Genomic DNA, 17,190 nt, shown 5'->3' on the forward strand with positions numbered 1-17,190 from the left:
TGACACGAGAGCCGCACCGGCTCCGTCATGTCGAGGTTCCGCCGGCCGGTCCGAGCCGGTGGCTCACTCCGCCAGTTCGGCGAGGACGGCACCGAGCTGGTCGATCGCCCAGACGAGGTCCTCCTCGGAGATGACGATCGGCGGGGCGAGCCGGACGGTCGAGCCGTGCGTGTCCTTGGCCAGGACGCCATGGGCCATGAGCGCCTTGGAGACCTCGCGCCCGCTGGCCAGGGACGGGTCGATGTCGACGCCCGCCCACAGGCCGCGCCCGCGGACGGTGACCACGCCCTGGCCGATCAGGCCGCGCAGCCTCTCGTGCATGACCTCGCCGAGCTCCCTGGCCCGCGCCTGGTACTCGCCGGTGCCGAGCATCTCGATGACCGCGTTCGCGACCGCGCAGGCGAGGGGGTTGCCGCCGAAGGTGGAGCCGTGCTGCCCCGGCTTGATCACACCGAGCACGTCCTCGTTCGCGGTGATCGCCGAGACCGGGACGACGCCGCCGCCCAGGGCCTTGCCCAGCACGTAGATGTCGGGGACGACGCCCTCGTGGTCGCAGGCGAAGGTGTCGCCGGTGCGGCCCAGACCCGACTGGATCTCGTCGGCGATCATCAGGATGTTCTCCGCGGTGCACAGCTCGCGGACCTGGGTGAGGTACCCGTCCGGCGGGACCAGCACGCCGGCCTCGCCCTGGATGGGCTCCAGCAGCACCGCGACGGTGTTGGCGTCGATGGCCTCGTGGATCGCCTCGACGGAGCCGTACTTTACGATCTTGAAGCCGGGGGTGTACGGGCCGAAGCCGTCGTGGGCGTCGGGGTCGGTGGAGAAGCTGACGATCGTGGTGGTGCGACCGTGGAAGTTGTCCTCCATCACGATGATGTTGGCCTGCTCGGCGGCCACCCCCTTGACCTCGTAGCCCCACTTGCGGGCCACCTTGATCGCGGTCTCCACGGCCTCGGCGCCGGTGTTCATCGGCAGGACCATGTCCTTGCCGGTGAGGTCGCCCAGCCCGGCGGCGAAGGTGGCGAACTGGTCGTGAAAGAAGGCCCGGCTGGTCAGGGTGAGCCTGGACAGCTGCTCCTGGGCCGCTGTGATGATCTTCGGGTTGCCGTGCCCGAAGTTCAGCGAGGAGTAGCCGGACAGGCAGTCCAGGAACCTCCTGCCCTCCACGTCGACCACCCAGGCGCCCTGCGCCTCGGATATCACGACGGGCAGGGGATGGTAGTTGTGAGCGCTGCGGCGCTCGCTGAGCTCGATGAAGTCGTCCGTGCTGGTCATTCGGTATCCGCCCCTCCTTGGTCCGTGGCCGTTTCGCCCGGCACTATCCCCTGATCTCCAGCGTGCAGCACTTCGGACCGCCCCCGGCCTTGCGGAGCTCCGACAGGTCCACGGGGATGACCTCGAAGCCCCGGCGCTTGAGCTCCAGCTGGAGGTTGGCGGCCTCGACGTTGATCACCACGTTGGTGCCGTCGCTGACCGCGTTGAGGCCCAGTACGGCGGCGTCGTCCTCACTCGCGATGATGGCGTCGGGGAAGAGGGTGCGGAGCACCTCCTGGCTTCCAGGGGAGAAAGCCCCTGGGAAGTATGCCACGTTGTGTCCGTTTAGCGGGAAGAGGGCGGTGTCCAGGTGGTAGAACCGCGGATCCACCAGCTGCAGGGTGACCACCGGCCGGCCGAGGAACTCCTGGGCCTCCTTGTGAGCGGTGATGTCGGTGCGGAAGCCGGTGCCGGCCAGCACCAGGTGGTCGAGGGTGAGGAAGTCCCCCTCGCCCTCGTTGGTGAAGGTCGCCTCGCGGACCTGCTGGTAGCCGTTGTCGACGAACCAGTCCAGGTAGGCGGGGCCCTCGGCCGCCCGCTGCGGGTGGGTGAACCGCGCGCCGTACACGCGGCCGCCGACCACCAGCGCCCCGTTGGCGGCGAAGACCATGTCCGGCAGGCCCTCCACCGGGTCGATGAGGCTGACGCGGTGACCGAGCTCCTGGTAGGCGCTCCTGAGCGTCTCCCACTGCCTGATCGCCACCTCGCGGTCGGCACCGGCCTCGGGATGCATCCACGGGTTGATCGCGTACTCAACCGCGAAGTGGTCGGGCCGACACATGAGGTAGTGCCTCGTCATGAATAACCCCGTATCGAAGGTCGTGAGTGAAATGCCGGCCCAGTGGCGGCGACATCAGCCTAGAAAACGGTGTTCTCGCAGGCCAAGAGCTTGCTCTTGCGTTCTGGCGCGGGTTTCTTGCGCACTTCAGGCGATGAACGGTGATTCGTTGTGCGGGGCGACGAACGGTTCGCCGCGCGAGGTCATGAGCGGTGCCTCGATCAGCCGGGAGAGCACGATGGAGCTCTTGGTCCGCACCACGAACGGCTCCGAGGCGATGCGCTCGATCACCCTCTCCACGTGCCGCACATCGGTGGCCCTGACGTGCAGCAGCGCGTCGGCCTCGCCGGTGATGGTGCACGCCGAGACCACCTCGGGATGGCGGCCGATGGCCACTCCGATCTCCGACGGCGAGGTCTTCCCCGCGCAGAACAGCTCCACGTAGGCCTCGGTGGTCCAGCCGAGCGCCGCGGGCTCCACCCTGGCGGTGAACCCGGTGATGGCGCCGGTCTCGCGCAGCCGGTCCACCCGGCGTTTCACCGCCGACGCCGACAGGCCCACCCGCTGTCCGATCTCCGCGTATGTGGCTCGGGCGTCCTCGACGAGCGCCCCGATGATGTCGCGATCCAGCCTGTCCAGTTCCACGCTGACCTGTATATCGCTTCGGGTCCGTCCGGGCTCACGGCGAGTGGTGGCGACCCGCGGTCACCCGCGGTGAATCCGTGTCGCCGCGTGCCCGGTCCTGCTGATGAATGGAAATGCCGCCGGACAGGTGACCCTGTCCGGCGGCATCCGCCAGGTGTGCGGTTTCCGGTCAGGTCTGCTCGGCCTCGCCGGTGGCCTGCTCCTGGGCCTCCTCGGGGGAGGCCTCCAGGTCGTCGCCCGCCTGGGCGAGCGCCGTCTGCTTGTCCAGGCCGACCCAGCTCGTCACGCTCTCGACGGCGAACAGCACACCGAGGTAGACGGTGAGCGCGGCCAGCACCCAGGTCAGCACGCCCAGCGCGGCGCCGGCGCCGATCAGCAGCAGCCTGAGCTCCCAGCCCAGGCCGGCCCGGAAGACCCAGGGGGCCGGCCAGATGCTCTGCCGCGTCCGGTACACCGTGTCGTAGGTGTGGTAGCCGATCACGTAGATCAGCACGTACAGCAGCCACTTGGGCGCGTCGGCCGCCAGGCCGATCAGGATGATCGTGAGGAACTCGGCCCCGCGGATCAGCGGCGGCGCCAGCCAGTCGAGCTTGCCGAGATGGTCGCGGGCCGCGGTGGGCAGCACCAGGACGATCATGATCAGCACCGGGACGAGCAGGATCGGCCCGTCCACCAGCATCCCGGTCACCGCCATCGCGACGGTCGCCAGCAGCGCGGCGAGCGTGGCGGGCACCGGGGGCAGCCCGGGGCCGACCTTGTCCCGCAGCAGCGTCACCAGCGGGCCGTCGTCGCGGTAGGCGAGCAGCCGCGCGGTCTGGACGCGCAGCCGCTCCTCGTACGGGTCCGGAGCGGGGATGGTCTGTGGCTGGGTGATCATGCGAGAGACCTCATCAGGCGTCCGGTGAGCGAGTAGGCGGCCCCGATGCCACCCCAGATGATCAGTGTCAGGAAGGTGATCCTGGCGTCGAACAGGGCGCTGACGATCGCGATGGCGGCGAAGCGCTCACCGATGGGGAACACGATCATCTTGCGGGCCCAGTGCACGGCCCGGAACCTGCCGGCCCTGCCCCACAGCTTCAGCAGGTTGCGGATCCCGCCGGCCTGGGCGACCCTGCGCTGCTCCAGCGCCTGGCGAAGGCCGGTGTCGGCGCTGACCGACAGCGGCACCGAGGGCAGCGGCGACGGGGGCTTGCGCCGGTTCGCCGCGCCGTAGGAGAAGTCGAGCAGGTGCTTGATGGACTGCACGCCGAGCGCGATCAGTGCCAGCGTCCACACGTCGCCCACACCTGAGACCGCCGCGCCGACCGCCAGACCGGCGAAGACCACGTACTCCTTGAACCGGTCGAAGGTCGCGTCCAGCCACGCCCCGAGCACGCCGAACTTGCGGGCGTACCGCGCCACCTGGCCGTCCACGCAGTCGAACACGAACGCGAAGTAGATCAGCACACCGCCCGCGACCATCCCGGCCCGCTCGCCGGTGGCGAAGCAGAGCGCCGCGGCCACACCCAGCGCGATCGAGATCAGCGTGACCTGGTTGGGGGTCAGCCCCCGCCTGGCCGCCCAGCGGGCGATGAACCGGGAGTAGGTGCTGACGAAATAGGTGGTGAAGAAACCGTCGGCGCCCTTCACCGCGTTGTTCAGCCTGGCCCGGTCCTCGTTGAACGTGGCCATCTCCGCCGGCGCCTCGGTGGCCTGCTCGGGAGTGGACACCCGGCGGTAGAACAGGTCCCGGCGGCCGCGGACGCCGACCGAGACGCCCTTCCGGACCAGGCCCAGGACCAGCAGCTGGACCAGGTCGTCGTCGGGGCCCAGCAGGTGGGCCATGTCGGCCAGCTCGCGGGCGGCCTCGGCGAGGACGGGCGCGTGCTTGTGGTGCAGGTGCAGCGGGCCGAGCAGGACCGCGTTGGGCCTGGTCACCGCATGGAAGGCCGAGCCCACCGAGATGATGCGGGACTTGCGGGCGCGTACCCGGACGGGCAGGTCCTCCAGCCTCCGGTCGCCAATCTCCGGCTGCGCCTCGTCGATCGGGATGTCGGGGACGATGGCGTCGCCGTTCTCGTCCTCCTCCCGGGGCTCCCTGACGATCAGCGCGAGCGCCCCGCGCTTCGACTTGGTGATCTGGTAGATCAGCTCGTCGTGGATCAGCGAGTTGGCGGGCAGGATGAGCAGGTTCTCGGTGGCGTCCTCGACCGCGTCGGCCAGGGCGCGCAGGTCGCCGGCCAGGTCGGAGGTCTCGACGAGCCTGCCGGGGAAGCCGCGGTAGGCGGCGGCCTCGCTCGATCGGGCGATCGTCACCGGCTCGGAGTCGAGCGAGGCGAGCTGGCCGTGCAGCTTGCCGATCACCGTGGGGCAGCCGGCGAGCGCGGGCAGGGTCAACGCGGCGGGCGGCGTCGCCTGGCCGGTAGCGGCATCGGGGCCGGGCGATGAGCCCAGCAGGACCACGCGGGGCATGGCACCCTTTCGTGCGGAGACGGGTGTGAGGCGGTGTAGCGGAGGATACGTTGCGTCAGAGGCCAAAGTTTAGTGAGTTTTGGGCGAACAACACGCACCAGTGATCTATCCGTGTTGTTTGATCATGGTTGCACCTCTGCCAAGTGAACCGTCCCGCGCCCCCACTACACTGTCACTACACTGTGCGGGTGAGTCTGTACCGTGATGACGGCATCGTGCTGCGCACCCACAAGCTGGGCGAGGCCGATCGCATCGTCACGGTCCTGACCCGGCGGATGGGCAAGATCCGGGGGGTGGCCAAAGGCGTCCGGCGCACGACATCACGATTTGGCAGCCGACTCGAACCGTTCACCCATGTCGATCTCCAGCTGCACACCGGCCGCACCCTCGACGTGATCACCCAGGCCGAGACCATCCAGCCGTACGGCCGGCCGCTCGTCGCGGACTACCCGCGCTACACGGCGGGAACCGCGATGCTGGAGACCGCCGACCGTCTGATCATGGGAGAGAAGGAGCCGGCCCTCCGCCAGTTCCTGCTGCTGGTCGGCGGCCTGCGCACGCTCGGTTCCGGCGCCCACGAGGCCAGGCTCGTCCTGGACGCCTACTTCCTGCGCTCTCTCGCGGTCGCCGGTTACGCCCCCGCCCTGGAGGCCTGCGCCCGCTGCAAGGCGGTCTCGGTGCGGGCCTTCGCCATCGTGGCCGGCGGCGTGGTGTGCGGGGCCTGCCGTCCCGCGGGCGCGGCGGTGCCCGAGGGGGAGACCCTGGCCCTGATGGTCGCGCTCCTCAAGGGGGACTGGCCCACCGCCGACGCCTCGGGGTCCAGGCACCGGGCCGAGTGCAGCGGTCTGGTCGCCGCGTACCTCCAGTGGCACCTGGAACACGGCATACGCTCTCTTCGACACGTAGAAAGGGAGCCCGCCACGTGAACGTCCGCCCGCCCGTCCCGCACCCCTCCGGCGCAACCCCGCCCGCGATCCCGCGCGACCTCGTGCCGCGGCACGTGGCGATCGTGATGGACGGCAACGGCCGGTGGGCCAAGCAGCGGGGCCTGCCCCGTACCGAGGGGCACAAGGCGGGCGAGGCGTCGCTCTTCGACGTGATCGAGGGCGCGATCGAGCTCGGTATCCCCTACCTGTCGGCCTACGCCTTCTCCACGGAGAACTGGAAGCGCTCCCCTGACGAGGTCCGCTTCCTGATGGGTTTCAACCGCGACGTCATCCGCCGCCGCAGGGATCAGCTCCACGCGATGGGTGTGCGGGTCCGCTGGGCGGGCCGCCCAGGACGGCTGTGGCGGAGCGTCATCCAGGAGCTGCGCGACGCCGAGCAGATGACCGAGGGCAACTCCAAGCTGACCCTGCAGTTCTGCGTCAACTACGGCGGCCGTGCCGAGATCGTGGACGCCGCCCTGCGCCTGGCGCAGGACATCGCCGAGGGGAAGGTCAAGCCGGGCAGGGTGAAGGAGGAGACCTTCGCCCGCTACCTGGACGAGCCGCAGATCCCCGACGTCGACCTGTTCGTACGCTCCTCCGGCGAGCAGCGCATCTCCAACTTCCTGATCTGGCAGACGGCGTACGCCGAGATGGTCTTCCTCAACCGCCTCTGGCCCGACTTCGACCGCCGTGATCTGTGGGAGGCCTGCGAGACGTACGCCAAGCGCGACAGGAGGTACGGCGGAGCCGTGCCGAACGTGGTCGCGGAATAACGGCGTGTCCCGGGCGCCCTCGACGCGCCGAGAGGTGCGCCCGGCCGAACGCGGAGAGTGACGTCAGGCCCGGCGTCGCGCGCGATAGGCGGCCACGTGCATCCGGTTCCCGCAGGTGCGGCTGTCACAGTAGACCCGCGAGCGGTTGCGGGACTCGTCCACGAAGACGTGGTCGCAGTCCGGCGCCGAGCAGGTGCGCAGGCGCTCCCACTCGTCCTCGACGAGCAGGTGGGCCAGAGCGACCCCGATGTCGGCCGCCAGGTGCTCGTGGAGTGAGGCGTCCGGCGCGAAGTAGTGGACGTGCAGGGGGTGGCCGTCGTGCTCCGCCAGGCGCGGGGTGATGCGGGTCCCGCTCAGCAAGGTGTTGAGCCGGATCACCGCGGTGGGCTGGTCCGGGGCGGTGAAGACCTTGTGGAAGGCCTCGCGCAGGGCGCGCACCTGGGCCAGGTCGGCGGCGTCCAGTTCACCGATCCCGCTGACCTCCCAGCGTGCCACGAAGTCGCCGAGCTCCCGCAGATCGGTGAGGGTGTCCTCGCCTCCGGTGGAGGGGGAGGTGTTGACCAGGTCGACCGCGGTGGCGAGTGAGTGCACCATGTCATGTCCGAATGGCATGTTGACTCCTGTAGGAAGCGGTTGCAGCGTGGGCTCGCGGTGGCTTGCCGTGTCGGAAGCGTATCTCTCCGGTGGACCTTCGTGCCTTCTCTCTCGCGCTCACATCGCGATGGCGCGCCATGTGAGCGCCCGGCGGGCGTGATCTTCAGCGGCGCCGGGTCCGGTGCGCCCCGCCGCGTGCGCCGTGTCGCCCGGTGCGGTGCTCCGGGCGCGGATCGGCCACCCGGGACCCGGCCCGCCAGGGGATCCCGGCGGGCTCAGGCGCGGCTCGGCGTACGGGCCGGTTTGGCGGCTGTGGAACAGGCGGTGCAGGTCCCGAAGACCTCCAGGGTGTGGGTGATCTCGGTGAACCCGTGCTCGGAGCCGATGGCCTCGGCCCAGCGCTCCACCGCGGGTCCGGCCACCTCCACCGTACGGCCGCAGGTGCGGCAGACCAGGTGGTGGTGGTGGTCGCCGCTGGCGCACGCCCGGTAGACCGACTCGCCGTCGTCGGTTCTCAGCACGTCGACGTGACCGGTGTCGGCGAGCGCCTGGAGCGCCCGGTAGACGGTGGTCAGTCCGATCTTGGCGCCTTCCGCGCGCATCTCCGCGTAGACGTCCTGCGCGCTGCGGAAACCCTCGCTCTGACGGAGGACCGCGTGGACGGCGTCACGCCTGTTGCTCATGGGATGGACTCCTGAGGTCGACTTCGGCGTATGAATCTACCGAGCCCGAGGGCGAGGACGAACCCCGTGAGAGCAACGATCACGATGACCGCGCCCGGCGGGACCTCGACGTAGAAGGAGGACGTCAGGCCGCCGACCGTGGAGATCATCCCGAAAAGCATGGAAAGCAGCATCGTGCTCGTGAAACCCCGGGTGAGCTGCTGGCTGGTCGCCACCGGCACCACCATCAGCGCGCTGACCAGAAGCAGTCCCACCACGCGCATGGCGATGACCACGGTCAGCGCGGCGGTCACGGCGATCAGCAGGCTGAGGAAGCGGACCGGCAGGCCGCTGGCCCTGGCGACCTCCTCGTCCTGGCAGAGCACGTAGAGCTCCCGCCCGAAGACGGCCAGCACGCCGAGGACCGCCGCCGCCAGCAGGCCGATCACCCACACGTCCTCGACGGGAACGCTGCTGATCGAGCCGAACAGGTAGGACGTCAAGGTGGCGTTGCTACCGCCCGGGGCCAGCGAGATGAGCAGCACGCCCCCGGCGATGCCGCCGTAGAACAGCAGCGCGAGTGCCACGTCACCGCTGGTCCTGCCGCGCGCGCGGACCAGTTCGATGGCCACGGCGCCGAGCACGGAGACCAGCACGGCGGTCAGCACCGGGGCGGTCCCGGTCAGGAAGCCCAGGGCCACGCCGGTCAGCGCGACGTGCCCGATGCCGTCGCCCAGCAGGGCCAGGCGGCGCTGGACCATGAACGTGCCGATGGCGGGCGCGACCAGGCCGACGAGGAGGGCGGCGATCAGCGCCCGCCGCATGAAGTCGAACTGCAGAAGCTCGATCACGACGTGGGTCTCCAGTCGAGCGGGCTCACCGGCTCCTCCTCGGCGTGCGGGTGCACGTGGTCGTGGCCGGGCAGCGCGTGGGCGCCGACGGCGTGGGGCGGCGGGCCGTCGTGGCAGACGTACCCGTCCCGCAGGACCACCGCGCGGGTGATCAGAGGTTCCAGCGGGCCGAGCTCGTGCGCGACCAGCAGGACCGTCTTGCCCTGCTCCATGAGCACGGACAGGGTCTCGGCGAGGAGCTTCTGGCTCTCGGAGTCGACGCCGGCGGTGGGTTCGTCCATGACGAAGGTGTCGGGCTCCCCGGCGAGGGCACGGGCGATCAGCACCCGCTGCTGCTGGCCGCCGGACAGGGCCTGCACCGGGTCGGCGGCGCGATGGGCCAGGCCGACGGCGGCCAGCGCCCGGCCTGTCGCCTCCCGGTCGGCCGCGCTGGTCGGCCGCAGGCGCCGCTGTCTGGCGATCCGTCCCGAGGCGACGACCTCGCGGATCGTGGTCGGCACGCCGCCGCCCACCGAGAGCCGCTGGGGCACGTAGCCGATCCGCCACCACTCACGGAACCGGGCGGGAGGCCTGCCGTACAGCAGGGTCTCGCCACCGGACAGGGGGATGAGGCCGAGCAGGGCGCGGATGAGGGTGGACTTCCCCGACCCGTTCGCGCCGAGCACGGCCACCGCCTCGCCGGGCTCGACGGACAGGTCGATCCCGCGGAGCACCGGGCGGCGGTCCAGGTCGACCTGGCCGCCGCTCATGGTGAAAACCGTTTTGCTGGATGTCACGTGTGGCCCTTACGAGCAGCTGAGCGCAGATTGGAGGACTTCAAGGTTCCGGCGCATGGCGGACGGGTAGTCGCCGTTCGCCGGCTGGCTTTCGACCGGGTCGAGGACCGCGGTCTTCGCGCCGACCTCCTGGGCGAGAACCTCGGCGACCTTGGGGCTGACGAGGGTCTCGGTGAAAATCGTAGTCACTTTCTCCTGCTTGGCCACTTTTGCCACTTCAGCGAGGCGGGCGGGAGAGGGATCGGCCTCGGGATCGATTCCGCTGATGCCGACCTGGTGGAGCCGGTAGCGGTTGGCGAGATAGCCGAACGCGGCGTGGCTGGTGACGATCGCGCGTGTGGAACAGGTGGCCAGGCCCTTGGCCAGCTCGCCGTCCAGGGCGGTGAGGTCGGCCGCGGTTTCGGCGGCCCGCTCCCGGTAGCCCTGCGCGTGCGCGGGGTCGGTGGCGGCGAGCCTCTCGCCGAGCCGGGTGGCGACCGTCGCGAAGCGGGCCGGGTCGAGCCAGATGTGGGGGTCGTAGTCGACCTCCTCGTGGCCGTGCTCCTCCTCGCCTTCATGGCCCTCCTCCCCGGCCGCGGGCAGGGTCGGGACCGAGGAGGCCACCTCGAAGCTCCGGTCGGCGGCGTGCTGTTCGACCGCCTCGTCCACGGCGGGCTGGATACCCTTGATGTAGACGACGAGCCTCGTCTCCTGCAACCCGGCCACCTGGAGCGGGGACAGCTCCAGGTCGTGTGGCTCGACGCCGGGCTTGGTCAGGCCGGTGACCGTCACGTCGGGGCCGCCGACCTGCTCGGCGAGCCACTGCAGGGGATACATGGCCGCGGTGACGACGGGCTTGTTCGCCGCGGAGACGCCTGACGCCCCCCCGGGCGATTCACCGGCCGAGCCGATTTCGGCGCCGCAGGCGGTGGTGGCGACAAAGGCGGCGGCCACGACCAGGCTCGCGTTACGTATGCGGATACGTCGGGAGGACTCGGACATCATGTCATCCAGTATGCGCGCAAATGAAAATGGTTGTCAAAATCGCCTGTGGGCTCGATGATCACCGGCCCGGCGGACGGGGGCGGTCTCCGCGTCAGCCCGGTCGCCCCCGGTGCGACGGCTTCACGCGCCGGGTGCCCGCGACGTACGGGCGCCGCGGAGCCCGGGAGCGCGGTGCGCGCGGCGAGGGCCGGGTGGCGTCAGAAGGCGCCGAAGCGGTCGGCGGCGAGCAGGATCAGGAAGGTGAGCAGCGCGACGCGCAGCAGACGGCCCCCGGTCCCCAGGGACGGCCAAGACATGTAGGCGAGCCAGCCGACGAACCCGATCACCGGAAGCACGGCGACGCCACCCCAGAAGGAGGCCACCGCGAAGCCGGTCAACAGGAGGATCACCAGCACCACCGGGGCGATCCAGCGGGGGAGCTGGAACAGGAAGACCAGCGGGGCCGCGCTGCGCCGCTCGGCCCCGCGCCGCAGCCCGGTCGCCCCCGGTGTGAAGAACTGCTCGCCCGCGGGCAGCGGACGCCCGCCTCGCGGGCGTCGGGGCTGTGCCAGCGGATGTGCGGGGCGTTTCCCGTGCTTGTCGGCCACAGGCCGAGCCTAACGCCACAGCCCCCGCCGCGACACGCCCCGATGCCCGGTACGACACCGATGCCCGGTACGACACCACGGCTCTCGCCCCGCCCGGTACGGGGCCGGAGGCGGACTCTGGCATGCTGGGCGGATGCTCGCTGTCATCCGTTATTCGGTGCCGCCCGGCCAGACCGAGGAGTTCCTGGCCCGGGCCCACGAGATCGTCGACACGCTGGCCGGGCAGCCGGGTTACCTGCGCGGCAGGGTGTCGAGATCGGTGGACGAGCCGGAGCTGTGGGCGCTGGTCAGCGAGTGGGAGGGCGCCGGGTTCTACCGCAGGGCGCTGGGTGCGGCGCGGATGGCGATGTATCCGCTGATGACGCTCATGATCAACGAGCCGAGCGCGTTCGAGGACGTCGACCGTCCCTGAGATTCCGCGGAAGCTTTGCCGGAGTGAGGCGGGCGTCATGGTTTATCCGCACGTCCCGAGGGTCCGTCTCCCCTAAGCTGGATGTTCAATCAATTCCTCGCCGACCTCCAGCCGGATGGAGATTTTCCCTTATGGCACGCCGTACGGACATCATGGACACCATCGTCAGCCTCGCCAAGCGGCGCGGTCTTGTGTATCCCTCCAGCGAGATCTACGGCGGCCTGCGCGCGTCGTGGGACTACGGTCCACTGGGCGTGGAGCTCAAGAACAACGTGAAGCGGCAGTGGTGGAAGACCGTGGTGCAGGGCCGTGACGACGTGGTCGGTCTCGACTCCTGTGTGATTCTGGCCCGCGAGGTGTGGCAGGCCAGCGGTCACGTGGACACCTTCACCGACCCGCTGACCGAGTGCCAGGCGTGTCACAAGCGCTACCGCGCGGACCACCTCGAAGAGGCGTACAGCGAGAAACACGGGAAGGACCCCGTCAACGGCCTGGCCGACATCACCTGCCCCAACTGCGGCAACAAGGGCTCCTTCACCCAGCCCAAGCAGTTCAGCGGCCTGCTGAAGACCTACCTCGGCGCGGTCGAGGACGAGTCGGGCCTCGCCTACCTGCGGCCGGAGACCGCCCAGGGCATCTTCATCAACTACCTCAACGTGCAGCAGTCGGCGCGCAGGAAGATCCCGTTCGGTATCGGCCAGATCGGCAAGTCGTTCCGTAACGAGATCACCCCGGGCAACTTCATCTTCCGTACCCGTGAGTTCGAGCAGATGGAGATGGAGTTCTTCGTCAAGCCGGGCAGCGACGAGGAGTGGCACCAGTACTGGATCGACGAGCGCTTCCGCTGGTACACCGACCTGGGTATCAACCCCGACAACCTGCGCATCTACGAGCACCCGCAGGAGAAGCTGTCGCACTACTCCAAGCGGACCGTCGACATCGAGTACCGCTTCAACTTCACCGGCAGTGAGTGGGGCGAGCTCGAGGGCGTCGCCAACCGCACGGACTTCGACCTGACCGCGCACGGCAAGGCCTCCGGCACCGACCTCAGCTTCTTCGAGCAGGACACCGGCGAGCGCTACGTCCCGTACGTGATCGAGCCGGCCGCCGGTGTCGACCGCGCCACGCTCACCTTCCTGATCGACGCCTACACCGAGGACGAGGCGCCCAACGCCAAGGGCGTCATGGAGAAGCGCACGGTCATGCGGCTCGACCACCGGCTCGCGCCGGTCAAGGTCGCGGTGCTCCCGCTGTCGCGCAACGCCGACCTGTCGCCCAAGGCCAAGGACCTGGCCGCCCAGCTCCGCCGCCGGTGGAACGTCGAGTTCGACGACGCGGGCGCGATCGGCCGCCGCTACCGCCGCCAGGACGAGATCGGCACGCCGTTCTGCATCACCGTCGACTTCGACACTCTCGATGACCAGGCGGTGACCATCCGCGAGCGTGACTCGATGGCCCAGAAGCGGGTGGCCCTCGACCAGGTCGAGTCCTACCTCCGCCAGCACCTCAACGACTGAGGAAAGGCCCGCCCCGCGACGACACGGGAGTGACGGGGCGGGGACGGTGGTGGCAGCCGGGTTTCGGGCCGTGCACGATCTAGGTTCGTACCATGCGACTGCTCGTTGTCGAGGATGAGGAAGACCTGGTCGAAGCCCTGCGGGTGGGGTTCGTCCGGGCTGGTTACACGGTCTGCGTCGCCCGGGACACGGCGCAGGCCGCCGAGAGGCTGCAGGCCGACCCGTACGACGTGGTCCTGCTCGACCTCGACCTGTCCGGCCGTGACGGCTTCGAGTTGTGCCGCGCGCTGCGGCGGACCGCCCACGGCCGGACCGCGCGGATCATCATGGTGACCGCGCGGGACCGGCTGGACGACCGGCTTCTCGGGCTGGACGAGGGGCCCGACGACTACCTGGTCAAACCGTTCGCCTTTCCCGAACTGCTGGCCAGGGTGCGCGCGCTGCCGCACCGGGAGCAGGGCGACGACACCGCGATCTTGCAGGTGGGGGACCTGCGGCTGGACATCTCCAGGGCCGAGGCCCGAGCGCGGGGACGGGAGCTGGGGCTCACCCCGAAGGAGTTCGGCGTGCTGCGCTACCTGATGGCCCGCTGCGGGCACGTGGTCTCGGCGGAGGAACTGCTCGAGCACGTCTGGGGCGAGCACGCCGACCCCTTCACCAACACCGTGCGGGTGACGGTGGGCAATCTGCGGCGCAAGCTCGGCGCCGAGGGCGTGATCGAGACCGTGATCAGTAGGGGGTACCGGCTGCGGGAGGGCTCCTGAGGCCGTTCCCCGCGGCTCTGTGTGAAAAGCCCGGTTTATATGGCGGTGTAGCTGTGAGAGGGATCCTGAGGCGGCTCCCCCCTACCACAGTATCTGTATGAAAAGCCCGAGTCATGCGGCGGTGTAGTTGATGCCCGGCCGGTCGCCGAGCCCGCCGTGAACGGCGTTGAAGCCGGCGGAATTGGTTTACACCAATTGGTGGGAGTCGGTTTCTGAGATGATCAATATCATCGCGTATTTGGCCCAGATTTGAATTGGATTAGACCGGTTCACTTGCTCTGAGCTGGGACAATGCAGTGTTGCCTGATGGGTGCCGTTTCGTCGTCTTGTTCGTCGGTAGAGTCCGCAGGGAGGCGGAATCAGACGCCGGTTTTGAAGTCGAAGAAGGAGCAACCGTGCCCAAGTACGTTTACGACTTCACCGAGGGCAACAAAGATCTCAAGGGTCTGCTCGGAGGTAAGGGGGCAAACCTCGCGGAGATGACCAATCTCGGGTTGCCGGTTCCCCCCGGCTTCACCATCACCACCGAGGCCTGCCAGAACTTCCTGCGGGACGGGGTCATTCCCGAGGGAATGCGGGAGGAGGTCTCCGCGCACCTGGCCGCACTGGAGGCCAAGATGGGGCGCCGACTGGGCCAGGCCGACGACCCACTCCTGGTGAGCGTGCGCTCGGGGGCCGCGTTCTCCATGCCCGGCATGATGGAGACCGTTCTCAACATCGGTCTGAACGACGAATCGGTCCACGGACTGGCCAAGCAGGCGAGTGGCAACGAGCGTTTCGCCTGGGACTCCTACCGGCGCCTCATCCAGATGTTCGGCAAGACCGTCCAGGGCATCGACGGTGAGCTCTTCGACGAGGCCCTGGAGGAGCTCAAGGCCGGCCGCCACGACCTGGAGCTGGAGGCGGCCGACTTCCGGCGCCTGGTCGCGACCTACAAGGACATCGTCCGTGCCCAGACCGGCGAGGACTTCCCCGCGGACCCCCACCGGCAGATGAGCATGGCGGTGGAGGCCGTGTTCAAGTCGTGGAACGCCCCGCGAGCCGTCCTCTACCGCCGTCAGGAACGCATCCCGGCCGACCTGGGCACTGCGGTCAGCGTCTGTTCGATGGTCTTCGGCAACTGCGGCATGGACTCCGGAACCGGTGTGGCCTTCACCCGCGACCCCGGCTCGGGACAGCAGGGCGTCTACGGCGACTACCTGCAGAACGCCCAGGGCGAGGACGTGGTCGCGGGCATCCGCAACACCATGCCGCTGCAGGAGCTGGAGAGCCTCGACAAGGCCGTCTACGACGAGCTCATGCGGATCATGGAGACGCTGGAGAACCACTACCGGGACCTGTGCGACATCGAGTTCACCGTCGAGCGCGGCAGGCTCTGGATGCTCCAGACCCGGGTGGGCAAGCGGACCGCGGGCGCGGCCTTCCGTATCGCCGTGCAGCTCGCCGACCAGGGGCTGATCAACCTCGACGAGGCCGTGACCCGGGTGACCGGCCACCAGCTCGCCCAGCTCATGTTCCCCCGCTTCGCCGCCGACTCCGGCGGCGAGGTGATCGCCAAGGGGATGAACGCCTCGCCGGGCGCGGCCGTCGGCAAGGCCGTCTTCTCCACCGAGCGGGCCGTCGAGCTCGCCGCGCGGGGAGAGGCGGTCATCCTGGTCCGCAGGGAGACCAACCCCGACGACCTGGCCGGAATGATCGCCGCCCAGGGCGTCCTGACGAGCCGCGGCGGCAAGACCTCGCACGCCGCCGTGGTCGCCAGGGGCATGGGCAAGACCTGCGTCTGCGGGGCCGAGGAACTGGATGTCTCGGTCAAGGACCGCAGGTTCACCACGTCTTCCGGCGTCGTGGTCTCCGAGGGTGACGTCATCTCCATCGACGGCACCAGCGGGACCGTCTACCTCGGTGAGGTGCCCGTGGTCCCCTCTCCGATCGTGGAGTACTTCGAGGGTGTGGGCGACCAGGACGACGAGCTCGTCGGCGCCGTGCACCGGATCATGTCCCACGCCGACGAGGTACGCCGGATGGCCGTGCGCGCCAACGCCGACAACGCCGAGGACTCCGCCAGGGCGCGCAGGTTCGGTGCCCAGGGCATCGGGCTCTGCCGTACCGAGCACATGTTCCTCGGCGAGCGTCGCAGCCTGGTCGAGGACCTGGTGCTGGCCACCTCCGAGACGGGGCGTGAGCGGGCACTGGCCGCGCTGGAGCCGCTGCAGAGGGCGGACTTCACGGGGATCTTCCAGGCGATGGAGGGGCTGCCCGTCACGATCCGCCTGATCGACCCGCCGCTCCACGAGTTCCTGCCCGACTTCACCGAGCTGTCGGTGAAGGTCGCCCTCGCGGGCGACGGGGCGGAGAAGAAGGACCGCGAGCTGCTGGCCGCGCTCAAGCGGCTCCACGAGCAGAACCCGATGCTGGGCCTGCGCGGTGTCCGGCTCGGCCTGGTCATCCCCGGCGTGTTCGCCATGCAGGTCCGGGCGATCGCGGCGGCGGCCAAGGCCGTGCCCGGCAGCCGCGCGGAGATCATGATTCCGCTCGTGGCCGCGGTCCAGGAACTGGAGCACGTCAAGGACGAGGCGCGGAAGATCCTTGCCGAGGCCGGGGTCGAGGCGCTGATCGGCACGATGATCGAGGTGCCGCGCGCGGCGCTGACCGCCGGCCAGATCGCCGAGGCCGCCCAGTTCTTCTCCTTCGGTACCAACGACCTGACCCAGATGACCTGGGGTTTCTCTCGCGACGACGTCGAGGCCGCGTTCTTCTCCAGGTACTTCGAGCTTGGCGTCTTCGGTGTCTCCCCGTTCGAGACCCTGGACCGTGACGGCGTCGGCAGGCTCGTCGGCATCGCCGCGGAGGAGGGCCGCAAGGTCCGGCCCGACCTGAAGCTGGGCATCTGCGGCGAGCACGGCGGAGACCCTGACTCGATCCACTTCTGCCACCAGATGGGTCTGGACTACGTGTCCTGCTCGCCGTTCCGTGTCCCGGTCGCCCGGCTGGAGGCCGCTCGCGCCACCCTGGCCCGAGCCGGATCCGACACTCGCTGACCTGCGGATCTCACCCGGAAGCGTGTCACGCTCACCGGCCGGTGGGCGGCTCCTCGGACATCGCACGAGGCGGAAGGCGCTCCGGATACCTCGGTGGCGGTTCATCGGCGTGTCA

At 69.5% G+C, this 17,190-nt stretch carries 17 protein-coding genes; 6 read left to right on the forward strand and 11 right to left on the reverse strand.

All coding sequences use genetic code 11. The features are described 5' to 3' along the window. Window positions 1-63 precede the first annotated feature (63 nt). The 5 genes from rocD to ABZ260_RS27190 all read right to left on the reverse strand — a co-directional run bounded on the left by rocD (window position 64) and on the right by ABZ260_RS27190 (window position 5,188). Window positions 64-1,275 (reverse strand): ornithine--oxo-acid transaminase, encoded by a 1,212-nt coding sequence (gene rocD, locus ABZ260_RS27170; RefSeq protein ID WP_355623197.1) that lies wholly within the window; start codon window positions 1,273-1,275, stop codon window positions 64-66. 43 nt (window positions 1,276-1,318) lie between these two features. Continuing rightward, on the reverse strand, window positions 1,319-2,113 hold the full coding sequence (gene ddaH / locus ABZ260_RS27175; RefSeq protein WP_355623200.1) for a dimethylargininase: 795 nt from the start codon (window positions 2,111-2,113) through the stop codon (window positions 1,319-1,321). 126 nt (window positions 2,114-2,239) lie between these two features. Continuing rightward, window positions 2,240-2,737: an Lrp/AsnC family transcriptional regulator gene (locus ABZ260_RS27180; RefSeq protein ID WP_350913324.1), complete on the reverse strand. Its 498-nt coding sequence runs from the start codon at window positions 2,735-2,737 to the stop codon at window positions 2,240-2,242. 169 nt (window positions 2,738-2,906) lie between these two features. Beyond that, entirely contained in the window at window positions 2,907-3,614 is a 708-nt protein-coding gene (locus tag ABZ260_RS27185; protein ID WP_355623203.1) for a DUF5941 domain-containing protein, read from the reverse strand. Then, the gene (locus ABZ260_RS27190) at window positions 3,611-5,188 is read right to left on the reverse strand and encodes a CDP-alcohol phosphatidyltransferase family protein (protein WP_355623206.1); all 1,578 of its coding nucleotides are present in this window, start codon (window positions 5,186-5,188) and stop codon (window positions 3,611-3,613) included. The genes ABZ260_RS27185 and ABZ260_RS27190 overlap by 4 nt, the downstream gene beginning before the upstream one ends. A gap of 188 nt (window positions 5,189-5,376) precedes the next feature. Between ABZ260_RS27190 and recO the strand changes: the two genes are divergently transcribed. Both recO and ABZ260_RS27200 read left to right on the forward strand, forming a co-directional pair. After that, the gene (gene recO, locus ABZ260_RS27195; RefSeq protein ID WP_355623209.1) at window positions 5,377-6,114 is read left to right on the forward strand and encodes a DNA repair protein RecO; all 738 of its coding nucleotides are present in this window, start codon (window positions 5,377-5,379) and stop codon (window positions 6,112-6,114) included. Then, a complete protein-coding gene (locus tag ABZ260_RS27200; RefSeq protein WP_350913334.1) occupies window positions 6,111-6,890 on the forward strand; it encodes an isoprenyl transferase in 780 nt (259 codons plus the stop codon). Before recO ends, ABZ260_RS27200 begins: the two co-directional genes overlap by 4 nt. Before the next feature lie 63 nt (window positions 6,891-6,953). On the opposite strand, the gene ABZ260_RS27205 is transcribed toward ABZ260_RS27200, so the two are convergent. The 6 genes from ABZ260_RS27205 to ABZ260_RS27230 all read right to left on the reverse strand — a co-directional run bounded on the left by ABZ260_RS27205 (window position 6,954) and on the right by ABZ260_RS27230 (window position 11,344). After that, window positions 6,954-7,502 (reverse strand): CGNR zinc finger domain-containing protein, encoded by a 549-nt coding sequence (locus tag ABZ260_RS27205; protein ID WP_343978465.1) that lies wholly within the window; start codon window positions 7,500-7,502, stop codon window positions 6,954-6,956. A 257-nt stretch (window positions 7,503-7,759) separates the two neighbouring features. Beyond that, entirely contained in the window at window positions 7,760-8,167 is a 408-nt protein-coding gene (locus ABZ260_RS27210) for a transcriptional repressor (RefSeq protein ID WP_355623213.1), read from the reverse strand. After that, window positions 8,164-8,997, reverse strand: a complete 834-nt coding sequence (locus ABZ260_RS27215) for a metal ABC transporter permease (protein ID WP_355623216.1) — start codon at window positions 8,995-8,997, stop codon at window positions 8,164-8,166. Before ABZ260_RS27215 ends, ABZ260_RS27210 begins: the two co-directional genes overlap by 4 nt. Next, on the reverse strand, window positions 8,994-9,746 hold the full coding sequence (locus tag ABZ260_RS27220; protein ID WP_355623233.1) for a metal ABC transporter ATP-binding protein: 753 nt from the start codon (window positions 9,744-9,746) through the stop codon (window positions 8,994-8,996). The genes ABZ260_RS27215 and ABZ260_RS27220 overlap by 4 nt, the downstream gene beginning before the upstream one ends. A gap of 36 nt (window positions 9,747-9,782) precedes the next feature. Continuing rightward, window positions 9,783-10,757 carry a metal ABC transporter substrate-binding protein gene (locus ABZ260_RS27225; protein ID WP_355623219.1) on the reverse strand — a complete coding sequence of 325 codons (975 nt, stop codon included), beginning with the start codon at window positions 10,755-10,757 and terminating at the stop codon, window positions 9,783-9,785. Window positions 10,758-10,954: 197 nt separating this feature from the next. Continuing rightward, entirely contained in the window at window positions 10,955-11,344 is a 390-nt protein-coding gene (locus ABZ260_RS27230; protein ID WP_355623222.1) for a DUF6703 family protein, read from the reverse strand. Between the two features lie 133 nt (window positions 11,345-11,477). Between ABZ260_RS27230 and ABZ260_RS27235 the strand changes: the two genes are divergently transcribed. The 4 genes from ABZ260_RS27235 (at window position 11,478) to ppdK (ending at window position 17,075) form a co-directional block, all read left to right on the forward strand. Continuing rightward, complete coding sequence (locus tag ABZ260_RS27235; protein ID WP_350913351.1) at window positions 11,478-11,756, forward strand: antibiotic biosynthesis monooxygenase family protein; 279 nt, start codon at window positions 11,478-11,480, stop codon at window positions 11,754-11,756. 131 nt (window positions 11,757-11,887) lie between these two features. Then, entirely contained in the window at window positions 11,888-13,273 is a 1,386-nt protein-coding gene (locus tag ABZ260_RS27240; RefSeq protein WP_350913354.1) for a glycine--tRNA ligase, read from the forward strand. Window positions 13,274-13,365: 92 nt separating this feature from the next. Continuing rightward, window positions 13,366-14,037, forward strand: a complete 672-nt coding sequence (locus tag ABZ260_RS27245; protein WP_355623227.1) for a response regulator transcription factor — start codon at window positions 13,366-13,368, stop codon at window positions 14,035-14,037. Between the two features lie 395 nt (window positions 14,038-14,432). Then, window positions 14,433-17,075, forward strand: coding sequence for a pyruvate, phosphate dikinase (gene ppdK, locus ABZ260_RS27250; protein WP_355623230.1), 2,643 nt, complete (start codon window positions 14,433-14,435; stop codon window positions 17,073-17,075). The last annotated feature ends 115 nt before the right edge of the window (window positions 17,076-17,190 follow it).

This window comes from Streptosporangium sp. NPDC006013 (assembly GCF_040614275.1).
Taxonomy (GTDB): domain Bacteria; phylum Actinomycetota; class Actinomycetes; order Streptosporangiales; family Streptosporangiaceae; genus Streptosporangium.